Genomic DNA, 11,409 nt, shown 5'->3' on the forward strand with positions numbered 1-11,409 from the left:
AAACAAAGTGTAGTAAACAAAAATTGTGACAAAACGGTATTTTGATAATGCACTACGGGTATTGTTAAACAATTATTTAAATGATTATCGGAAAGATTACACCAAGTTTTAGTTTTATCGTCAGTGTCATGCTGAACTTGTTTAACTTCGTTCAGTTCGCAAGCTAGGGTCAGCATCTCACAAGATAAATAATGATGAGATTACTTCGTCAGTTCGCAAGCTCGGGTCCGTGTCAAGCACGGAATGACACACAGTGTATAGGAAAAAATGTTTCAATATTTAATTTATGATACATTAATAAATATTTTGGTACAAAGTTCCAGATAATCATTATTATTTATTTATTTGGTATCTTCGTTACGGTAGTAAAATAAGTCACTGCTTGCATACTTCAATCGTGCTGCTGCTTGCTTAGCTTCCTAAGATCTTTAGGTAGTATGTTGAAATAACGCTTAAAATACTTAACAAATGCAGAATATTGCCTGTAACCCATATCTGCAGCAATTTTCTTTAAGGGCATTTCCCCTCCAACAATCAGTTCATGGGCTGCATTCATCCTTAACTTTATCTGATACTCATATACACCACATTGGTACTGCTGCTTGAAAAGCTTCTTTAAAAGGGTGATATTGATACTGTGATTCTTAACGATGTCTTTCAGTGCCAGCTTTTTAGAAAATGGTAGGGTATCTATTTCAGTTTTAATGCGTTCTATCACTTCTTCATACCTCTTATTTTCAAGTAAGCGGTTTTTTTCAGCTACGCCAGTCTCGTGCGGTGGCTTAAAATATTTTTTATCAATATAAATTTGGTGCAGACTTATTACAAAAAGTTGCTCTAAGTACATTTTTTTTATAGAATAGGCAAAGCGGTCTTCTTTCAGTAACAATATTTTAGGTTTTGTATCAACAGTCTGATCACCAACTCCGTATACCGCCGTAAGATAGGATGCTGTTCCTGGATCTGCAAGCTTTAAAAACGAACTGCCTTTTATAGTATAAGGATCTAAATTGTACTGTTCCAAAAAATTTGTGCAGGTGTTGGTAATAGTAAACTCGCTGTCTGTAATAATGACGAAATGGTTGATATAGCGTTGAAATTCGGTCGGCTTTATAAAGGAAAGGTGCAGAAGGCGCTGACTCAGTTCCTCGCACAACATGTTGAATAGAACTTCAATTCCTTCAAATTTATCGTTTCGATAACCTATGGATAATCGCTGGTTTATACGTCCTTTACCAACCTCTAACATTCCTTTTAGAAGGTTGTTCCAACGGTTTCTACTGATTGTTAAGTGAATCATGGTTTCCTGGTTAGTCCGTTCATATATTCTTCTGCAGCCTCAATACTGCTAAATACTTCGGTTGGTGATTTTGGTGTATCAAATTCTTTGTAATACGTACCCATCTCATAAAGTGTTGGCGTTAGCGAAACCAACGCTACTGCGGTTAGCTGGTGGGATCCGATGCTTGCAAGGTACATACGTGCATTTTCGTCTATAGATCTTATCGCAGTTACGTCGCAGATAACAGGATATGTTGTGTCCGCCTGAAATTTTAATCGGTCACGGACAATCTTTTTTGCTGTATCAAGGTTTAAAATAAGGTTCTTCTTGAAGGTAATGTAGACAATGGAGTTTTTCTTTGAATAAACGGCATATTCCGTCACAATAAAAGGGGAGTTTTCTGATAAATTGTTCATAGTAGTTTGTTTAGTATTCTTAAAATTACAAATTATTATCAATAAAAGTGTTTAATAGGAACGAAAAAGTGTAAAAAAGGTATTGTTTTTATAGTTATTGTAGCATTTAAACTTTTTTTTTTTGAATTTTAAAATACCGGTACAGGCTGTTTCCTAACAAACCGGTTGTTTTAAAACCCCTTGAAAAACAAATAGGATATGATTGATAAGATGTTGGCTGACGTAAACAGCCTTTTGGAACTGTATCACTTTTGTGAATGGCATGAAGTAGAATGTTGGACAAAAATAGAGGTGCACATACGGTTGATGGAACGGTTAATTACGGACATGAATGATAAGATCCGATCGTACGTCTTCTCATCGGTCGTCGAGGAAATACGGTATTTTAAAGAGGTTCAACCTTTAATAATAAAGGAATATATTTTTATTACCACCTTAAAACGTTTTTACAACTTGGCTTCACCAATGGATCTGGAGCAACCTAAAACATATAAAAAGGAAATAAGCGCTCTGCGAGATTTTATAAATGCAGAAAAAGAATTTTATAATTACATCAAGAAAACACATACCTATAATGATGAACGTTATTTCAGACGTTTGTCTGATTCTGGTGCGGTACCTACGCTTTATAGCTTGAATGCCGATCTGGAATCGTCATGCTCGCACGGACTGCTGTTGGCAAAAATAACTGCTTGTGAAAAACTAGTAGAGTTTTATACAAGAAAGCTAAACCGACTCAAAGCACCGTTCCAAGCAGAACAGCCTAAAGAAACCCTGCCGTTAGAATGGAAAGCCAACAAAGTAGATGCCGTGGAGTTGGTGTATGCATTGTATTATTACGGAGCTGTAGATACCGATAAGTGTACGGTACAGGAACTGGCGAAGCAGTTTGGTGAACTATTCCAGATACAGATAACAGAACAGCTCTATAGGGAATACATCGACATAAAACGACGCAAAATTGAACCCGCACGGTTTCTTGTAAAGCTGCTGAATCATTTTCGAAATAGGGTAGAAGAAGAATATACCTGATCGGGGAGTCGTATAACTTAGTAAGTAAAAGGGTAACGAAAAAAAGTTCGTTGAAACGTTTCCATATTGTCCTCCTGATTACTTCGCCTTACATTGAGACGAAACAATATAAACCAAATCTTTTGTGGGCTGTATGAATAACCCCATTTTAAGCTTCTGCTTTATTAAATAGATGCTAGGTTACTGACTCAATATCGTAAATGGTATATGAACTAGCGGTATTAAGCTTTTAGCGGGGGTCAAAATTGTGAAGTTGGCGTTAAAGCATATCGGGGAGGTCGATGAGCCTGTCGAATCGCGATAGGCTAGCTAACGAACAAGATTTTGACCGTTAAAAGCTTGACCGCAATAAAAGCACTTTTGGTACTTTTTGTGCGTAAAAAGTACGGAAAAACCGAAATGTGCCAATTACGTGAAATGGAGAATGGTTACCGAAATAATCTCATACTATCAACAAACCAAACGCTATCCTTGGCATGTATGAAAAAACCCCACACACCTTTAGCTCTATTTTGTAGAACCCCTGGCATTTGCAGTGCCATAAAACCCTTTGAACTCTTGTATCGTTATTACTAGTACAACAAGCGCTAAAACGGCGCCAGCAAAAAATAGGGGATATTTTATTAAGTCGGTCATATTGGTAAAGGTACGCCAAAAGCAAGCTGTTACAACATATTTAGCTGTTTTTTATTGTAAAATAAACTGGTTTGAAGTAAACTTTTAAATATTTTAATTAAAAAGATAGGAATATTAGAATAAATTTCTACCTTTGTAAAGAATTTATTAACAGGCTTTTGTTTCTGCCTCTTCTGAAAAAGTTTAACCATCAATTTTTCTCTCTCAGTCTTGACTCACCTCAGTTGCCACTATTATTTTTAATGAGATTTCATTGGCAGATCTGAAATGTGCTCCAAAAAAAAGCACAGACAGGATTTATAGTTTTCCCAAGGTAAAATAAAAAAGTAAAATCATCGCATTATTCCGGCTGTCGTACGGGCTTTATAAAAGGTCTGAAGGATTTCAGGAATTTGCAAAAAAGCATGCAGTCATTATAGTAGTGACGCCCTAAAAAGTACGTACTTAACGGTAAACCGCTGTTTGCTGTTGTAAGGAAGGACTGCTTTTTTTACACACCGATTATTTTAACCGCAGACGGCAGTTGGGAAGATCGAAAGAAAAAACCGGTTTTTCCGGAAGAAGAATATGAATTTTAAAGAATTGAACATTATACCGCCTATCATGAAGGCTTTAACACAAGCCGGGTATACCAAGGCAACAGAAATACAGCACCAAACCATACCGCATATTCTTGAGGGAAGGGATGTGATAGGTTGTGCACAAACCGGTACGGGTAAAACAGCATCATTTGCCATACCTATCCTACAGTTGTTGGATAGCAGTAAACATGCACCTGAAGGTATCCGTACGTTGATACTGACGCCTACTAGGGAGCTTGCAGTACAGATAGATGAGAACTTTAAGACTTACGGAACGTTCTTGAACCTGAAACACTTGGCTATTTTTGGCGGTGTACCGCAAGGAAAGCAGGTAGCTGCACTGAACAGGGGCGTAGATATACTTATTGCAACGCCGGGCAGACTACTGGACTTAGTGTCGCAAGGATGTGTTAGGTTGTCACATATCGAAATACTGGTTCTTGACGAAGCAGACAGGATGCTGGATATGGGTTTTGTAAATGATGTGAAGAAAATCCTTGCAAAGGTGCCGCCAAAGAGACAAACGTTGTTTTTCTCGGCTACGATGCCTAACGATATAAGGAAGTTTGCACAATCAATACTAAAAAAACCAAAGGAAATAAGCGTTACACCGGTATCATCTACAGCAGAAACGGTTAAACAGTCGGTGTATTTTGTGGAAAAGAATGATAAATTCGATCTGCTAGTACATATTCTTGGTGACCAGGCGATCAACCGCTCGCTGGTTTTTGCTAGAACAAAGCACGGTGCCGACAAGCTGGTTAAGAACCTAATTAAATCGGGTATCCATGCTGCTGCAATACACGGTAATAAATCTCAAAACGCCAGACAAAGGGCATTGGACGATTTTAAAAGTTCTAAGATTAGGGTGCTTATTGCTACCGATATTGCCGCAAGGGGTATCGATATAGACGAGTTGCCACACGTGGTAAACTATGAACTACCCAATATCCCCGAAACCTACGTACACAGGATAGGTAGGACTGGAAGGGCAGGTTACGAAGGTACGGCAGTTTCTTTTTGCGACCGCGAAGAAAAAAAGGAACTGATCAATATACAAAAACTTATAGGCTTCAATATGGCGGTTGCAATACAGTAGGCACAATTATTAATTTAAACGATACAACATGGCGGAATCTTTTACGAAGAAAGAAAATACCAAGAAAAAAATAAAGAAATTAAAAGACAAGCAGTTAAGAAGAGACGACCGCAAGGATAATAACAATAAAGGAAAAACCCTTGACGACATGATCGTGTATGTGGATGTGAACGGTCACTTTACTGAAGTACCCCCACATTTGCAAAACAGGGATGCCGATTTGGCAAAGGCCAGGAAAGCTCAGGAATCAGCGGCACATCATAACGATGATTTTACCGGAATTGTAACTTATATGAGCGAAAAAGGCTTTGGTTTCATAACGGAGGACGGAACTGGGGAAAATATTTTTTTCCATGTGGGACAGCTTAGCGTAACGGTTGAAAAACACAATAAGGTAAGCTATAAAAAAGAACTGACCCCGAGAGGATATCAGGCAGTTGAAGTTAAAAAATAATAGAATAATAAATTTAATATATAAAAAGATGCAAGAAGGCACAGTAAAATTTTTCAATGAAACTAAAGGATTTGGTTTTATATCTCAAGCAAACGGTAACGAAGATGTATTTGTACACAATTCAGGATTAATGGATGACGTACGTGAAAACGACGACGTAACTTTTGATATAGAACGCGGACAAAAAGGTTTGATGGCGGTAAACGTTAAAAGAAAATAACAACAAAGAGTTTGTTGGCATATAGGGGGTATACAGGTAACTGTATGCTCCCTTTTTTTAAGGATATACCTGATCCTAAAGAGAAAGGACTGATGAGTTTCCTACTTGGCAGAATGGAGGATTATTGCAGAAACTATCTCGTAACTACAATAAAGAACAACAATATCTCAAAGAAATTATGAAACAGATCTATTCGCCGTCTCCCCTTGATTAACAGGGAATTTCGTAAGTATTGTGGATGCAGGATCAAATAGGATCGTTATACATACCGACTGTTTTCGTCTTCATGATTACCTAGCCCTATAGCAAGGCTGGTTGTTGTCTCTCATGTATGGTTCAAGGAATGCAGCACCTTTTAAAAAGCACCATACATCAAAAACTTCTACAAAAACTCTTCAACAGCTTCACTGTATTTCTTCCGTAATCGCTGTTTTGCTTTTTTAACCGCATCAAGGGTAACCCCGGTTATCTGCGCGATTTCCTGATTGTTTAATGATGCTTTGTGTAATAAAAGTAGTCGTAAGTTGGATTCTGTAAGTTCAGGGAACCTTTTTAATAAGGTATCGTAATATGCCGGCTGTTCGTTAATAAAAGCTTGCTTAAAAGTTTGCCAGTTTTCATTGGTCATTAAATGCGAAGAAAGTAACTGTTGCAGCGCATTGGTTTGTTTTTTTATTATTTTAGATTTATGATTGTTGTCTTCTTGTATAACTGCTTCTAATTTTTCTATCTGATGGTTTTTTTCGGTAAGGTAAACTTTATAAGATTCTAAGGTATTGTTGGTAGCAATCAACTTTTTTTCGGACTGAATTTTTTCATATTGAAAAACAAGGAGTTTTTGTTCGAATTCCAAGTTGTTCAATTTTAGTCTGCGTTTATTGTATAGATAGATTAAAATTACAAAGAGCAATAAAAGAAAACTAATAATAGTCCATGTTAAGCGAAAAAATGTCGCTTTTTCAGCTTTTGATTTCTCTGCCTGTAATTCCCACAATATGTTTTCCTTTTGCGTTTTTAAGGAAACGTTACTTATTACTTCTTTACCTTCGGTACTATTTATTATTTTACTTAGCGAATCTAAGCTGCGTCTTAGTAAAAGCTCTTCTGCAGAATCTTTTTGGTGTATGGCAATGCGTAGAAGCAGTTCTGTGGCATCGTATTCAAACCCTTTTAAATAACTTTTACTACGTGCGTATTGCTGTACTTTTTGTAAAGTGTTGTAGGCTTTCTCAATATCCGACTTTTCCCAGTACATTTTACCAAGTTGCAATCGTGCAAACATGGTGTTTCGGTCACTACCAGCCTGTTCGGATAAGGAAATGTCTTGGTGCAGAAGTTTTTCTGCCTGTTCCCAGTTTTTTCGTTTGATATCAATCCGCGCCAAATCGCCCAAAACTTTTGCATATCTTAAGGTGTCTTTGTTTTCTAAGGCACTTTTTTGTGCTTTTAGCAGATACGATTCTGCTTTACTTAATTCGTTTAAATCTAAATAACAGCTGCCAATACCGTTTAAAAGGGTGGCATAATCTTTAGAACGAGTATTTGTAAGGTTTAAGGCTCTTGTTAGATATCGAATGCTTTTTTCATGCTCTAAGATCGTTCCAAAAAAGTAGGCATTTCTTTTTAAAACCTCAATACCTTCAATCAAATCTACATCGGGAGTATTGTCTAGCAAACGCGATGATTTCAGGAAAAAAGGCAGCGCTGTTTCATATTGGTTGTAAGTGTAAAAATAGAACCCGGTTTGTGTGTAAACCCATATCTGCAAGGGGATATTTTTAGAATTTGATGCCAAGGTCGCAGCTTCTTCGTAAAGCTTTGAACTTTTTGCATTAAGGCTGTCAGCTTCCTCACGGTACATATTTCCTAAAAATAGCTTTTGCAGAATATATAATTCTTGTTGTTGTTTTGAGGAAACATTTTTTGAAATACTTTTTACCGATGCTTTCAGTGAATTTTCGCTCGTTGCCTTTTGTAGCGTTTGTATATTTTCTGTAAGAAAAAGTGCATTGTGATCTTGTGCCGAAACACGCAGCGAAACAAAGAAAAAGAAAGCGATTATGTAAACGACTGTTTTTATAACAAAATATTTCTACGAATATAAGCTATTTATGATTTTTATTGAAATCGTATAATATATTTAGAATCAATTATTTAAAAAATGTCCACCCTTTTGTCCACCCTTTTAAAATCGCATAAAAAGGATATGTGTTTATATTTGATTACATTTTTACGTTTAAAAATAATGAGCATTTTGTGGTTATAAGGCTTGTTTAAATTTCAAAAAAAGTATTTTTTGTCATTTTGAAGGAGCAAGAATTTCTTTGAAAAAACAATTGTGAGGTTTCTCGACCACAAGCCGTTGCGCTCAAATGAAGATAATGTAAAATGATTTGAACAAATTTAAATAGGCTCTAAGAAAAATAAGAAATTATGTGAAGCTATGATAATTTTATATTTTGTGATGCCTTTGGTAGCAATCCGAAACGTATTTACAGCGATGTACTGCGTAGTTTTGTGTTATAGAGAAAAGAGTGGTTTCGAGAATAAGAATAAGCGGTGGTTTCGAGAACCTCAACCACCACGCGGTGCCTGAGGCTCTCGAAGGCACAAACAATAAAGCAATAAAATAGATGAAAAAACTTTACTTATTATTTACATTTTTACTGTTTGTTGTGTCAGCAATGGCACAAACTATAACCCCAGCTTCCGGCATCCTTTACGTAAAGCAAGGCGTAGCAGGAGGGAACCAATCGGGAGATAGCTGGCAAAACGCAATACCCGAACTGGCAGATGCCTTAAAGTGGGCAAATACTAACAAAGCAAACTTTACGACCACGCCCTTACAAATTTGGGTAGCTGGTGGTACCTATAAACCAAAGTACACTCCAGAAGATGGACAAAGCCTTTCGGCAACCCCGGCAGACCCACGTGATGTAAGTTTCTTAATGGTAAACAATGTACAACTATACGGCGGTTTTGCAGCTACCGAAACAACTTTAAACGAAAGAGATTTAACTCTTACCGCAAATGCCAGTATATTAAGCGGCGATTTAGGCATACCAAATGTTGATACCGATAATGCGTACCATGTGGTATTAAGAGTTGGTACACCAACAACAACATTAAATGCTGAATTGAATGGTTTTACTATTACAAATGGAAATGCAGATGGAAATACTACAATTCAAGTGAATGCAGGAATTATTAAAAAAAGTCGGGGAGGTGGTATATATAATATATATACTTCGTCAGACATAATGAACGTAAAAATAATTAAAAATAAAGCGAATTATGGTGCTGGTATGTATAATGTCGGTTCGCAATTTAAACTGATCAATGGGCTTGTTGTAAATAATATTACTACTACAGAAGGCGGAGGGATTTATAATGATTCTGCAGGATATGTGACTGTTTTAAATTGTACTTTTTATAATAATAGTCTTCAAGATATTCATTCCACATGGGGATGGATGGGGGTCTATAATACAATTTTATGGGATGGAATTGTAGGGACTAATTTTGCTGATTTAACATTTAATAGTTGTCTTTTTGGGGTTGGACTTAATGCTTCAACTGTTTTTACCGATGCTGCTAACGGAGATTTTAGCCTAGTAAATGGTAGCCCTGCAATCAATGCAGGAAATAACCAACATTGGATAGCTAACGTAGGGGCAATTACAGGTAATGAAACAGACTTAGCGGGCAACCCACGCTTTGTTGATGTTATTGATATGGGTGCGTATGAAAGCCAATGTTCTTTAAGCTTAACAAGTTCACAAACTAATGTAGCTTGTAACGGAAGCAGTAACGGAACCGCAACAGTTACTGTATCAGGCGGAATAGCACCTTATACCTATTCTTGGTCACCAACTGGCGGAACATCAGCAACAGCGACAGGACTTGTTGCAGGCACGTACGAAGTAACCGTAACCGATGCGAACGGTTGTATATTGACAGAAACGTTTACGATTACAGAGACTAATGTGATAAATATAAATTTACAGGAAACTTCCTTCAATATGTGTTCAACTTGTAATGATAGTAATGTAGTTGCTACAATTACAGGCGGTACCGCACCTTATACTTATAATTGGAATGATGGCGTTACTACAAAGGACAGGAGCGATTTGTTAAATGGCACTTATACACTAACGGTTACCGATGCAGCAGGATGTACACTCAGTGAAAATATAGTGGTGAGTACAAAAGTTGAGTTACCTTATAGAGATTTTACCTACACAAACGGAAATGCTGTATCAGAACTGAACAATTTTACAACATGCCAATCTGGAGCTGTTGTTACAGCAAGCTCTGGTAGATACACAAATGGAATATGGTACGATGGTAGTTATGAATTATTTGTAAATAATATATCTTTAGGTGTATTTACAGGTGAAGAAACAATTGATATTTCAAACTATATTCCAATTACATCAGTGAGGGCTGTAGGGAATCATAATTTCTGGTCTTGGACAGCAATTGATGTAAAAACGTATTCAGAAGTAGTGGATGTTCCACCAACAAGTCCGATAGTAAGTAATGTTTATTACGAATTAAATAGTACGGCTATACCCTTAACAGCAACCTTAAATGGTGTTGGAACAACCTTAAAATGGTATACAGATGAATTAGGAAGTGATTATAGTTCAAGTGCACCCACACCATCAACAAATCAGTTAGGTACCACGTCTTATTATGTTTCCCAAGCTAATTCAGTAGGTTGTGAAAGTGGAAGAGCTAAGATTGATGTTATTGTAGTTTCACCAATTACTTATACGCACCAAATAAATAATTTATTATGTTTTACTTCAACAGGAAGTATTGATTTATCTGTATTTGGCGGAACAGGATCTTACACTTATTTATGGTCAAATGGCGCAACTACAGAAGATATAACAGTATCCCAAGGAGGAAATTATACGTGTACGATTACAGATGAAAATTCTGGTTTTAGCATTACAACACAAGTATTACAAGTCTTGCAACCTTTACCGTTGCACGTAACCATTGTACCGATAAATGTGGCATGTTTTGGTGGAAATAATGGTGAAGCAATAGCAACCGTAACAAATGGTACTGCTCCATACACTTACTCATGGAATGATGTTAACAATCAAACCACTCCAACAGCGACAGGACTTGTTGCAGGCACGTACGAAGTAACAGTAACCGATGCCAACAATTGTACCACAACAACAACTGTAACCATCGCAGAACCTGTTTTATTAGAAGCATCGATAGCATTAGCCAATGTTGTAAATGTTTCTTGTTTTGACGGAAACGATGGCGAGGCAACCGTAACGGTATCAGGTGGAACTGCACCATATACCTATTTATGGAACGATACCACTGCGCAAACCACCGCAACGGCAACAGGATTAGCAGCAGGAACATATACGGTAACGGTAACCGATGCGAACAATTGTACCACAACAACAAACGTAACAATCGCAGAACCTACGTTGTTAGAAGCATCGATAACATTAACCAATGTTGTGAATGTATCATGTTTTAATGGGAACGATGGCGAAGCAACCGTAACGGTATCAGGTGGAACTGCTCCATATACCTATTTATGGAACGATACCAATACACAAACCACTGCAACGGCAACAGGATTAGCAGCAGGAACTTACACGGTAACGGTAACCGATGCCAACAATTGTACCACAACAACAAACGTAAC

8 protein-coding genes are annotated in these 11,409 nt (G+C 37.1%); 5 read left to right on the forward strand and 3 right to left on the reverse strand.

Features of this window, described 5'->3' with window-relative positions:
- Window positions 1-391: 391 nt before the first annotated feature.
- Together EG242_RS14065 and EG242_RS14070 are read right to left on the reverse strand one after the other, a co-directional pair.
- Window positions 392-1,300, reverse strand: coding sequence for a helix-turn-helix transcriptional regulator (locus EG242_RS14065; protein ID WP_124900496.1), 909 nt, complete (start codon window positions 1,298-1,300; stop codon window positions 392-394).
- Window positions 1,297-1,698, reverse strand: a complete 402-nt coding sequence (locus EG242_RS14070) for a DUF7793 family protein (protein WP_124900497.1) — start codon at window positions 1,696-1,698, stop codon at window positions 1,297-1,299. The genes EG242_RS14065 and EG242_RS14070 overlap by 4 nt, the downstream gene beginning before the upstream one ends.
- A 198-nt stretch (window positions 1,699-1,896) precedes the next feature.
- Between EG242_RS14070 and EG242_RS14075 the strand changes: the two genes are divergently transcribed.
- From EG242_RS14075 to EG242_RS14090, 4 genes are all read left to right on the forward strand, one after another.
- Entirely contained in the window at window positions 1,897-2,730 is an 834-nt protein-coding gene (locus EG242_RS14075) for an RteC domain-containing protein (RefSeq protein WP_124900498.1), read from the forward strand.
- A 1,203-nt stretch (window positions 2,731-3,933) separates the two neighbouring features.
- On the forward strand, window positions 3,934-5,046 hold the full coding sequence (locus tag EG242_RS14080; protein WP_124900499.1) for a DEAD/DEAH box helicase: 1,113 nt from the start codon (window positions 3,934-3,936) through the stop codon (window positions 5,044-5,046).
- A 28-nt stretch (window positions 5,047-5,074) separates the two neighbouring features.
- Window positions 5,075-5,500: a cold shock domain-containing protein gene (locus EG242_RS14085; protein WP_124900500.1), complete on the forward strand. Its 426-nt coding sequence runs from the start codon at window positions 5,075-5,077 to the stop codon at window positions 5,498-5,500.
- 28 nt (window positions 5,501-5,528) lie between these two features.
- A complete protein-coding gene (locus tag EG242_RS14090; RefSeq protein WP_124900501.1) occupies window positions 5,529-5,720 on the forward strand; it encodes a cold-shock protein in 192 nt (63 codons plus the stop codon).
- Between the two features lie 382 nt (window positions 5,721-6,102).
- On the opposite strand, the gene EG242_RS14095 is transcribed toward EG242_RS14090, so the two are convergent.
- A complete protein-coding gene (locus EG242_RS14095) occupies window positions 6,103-7,581 on the reverse strand; it encodes a tetratricopeptide repeat protein (RefSeq protein ID WP_124900502.1) in 1,479 nt (492 codons plus the stop codon).
- Window positions 7,582-8,353: 772 nt separating this feature from the next.
- Between EG242_RS14095 and EG242_RS14100 the strand changes: the two genes are divergently transcribed.
- On the forward strand, window positions 8,354-11,409 hold a 3,056-nt coding region (locus EG242_RS14100), incomplete at its 3' end, for a SprB repeat-containing protein (RefSeq protein WP_203227736.1).

The sequence above is a fragment of the Paenimyroides viscosum genome, assembly GCF_003858535.1.
Classification (GTDB): domain Bacteria; phylum Bacteroidota; class Bacteroidia; order Flavobacteriales; family Flavobacteriaceae; genus Flavobacterium; species Flavobacterium viscosum.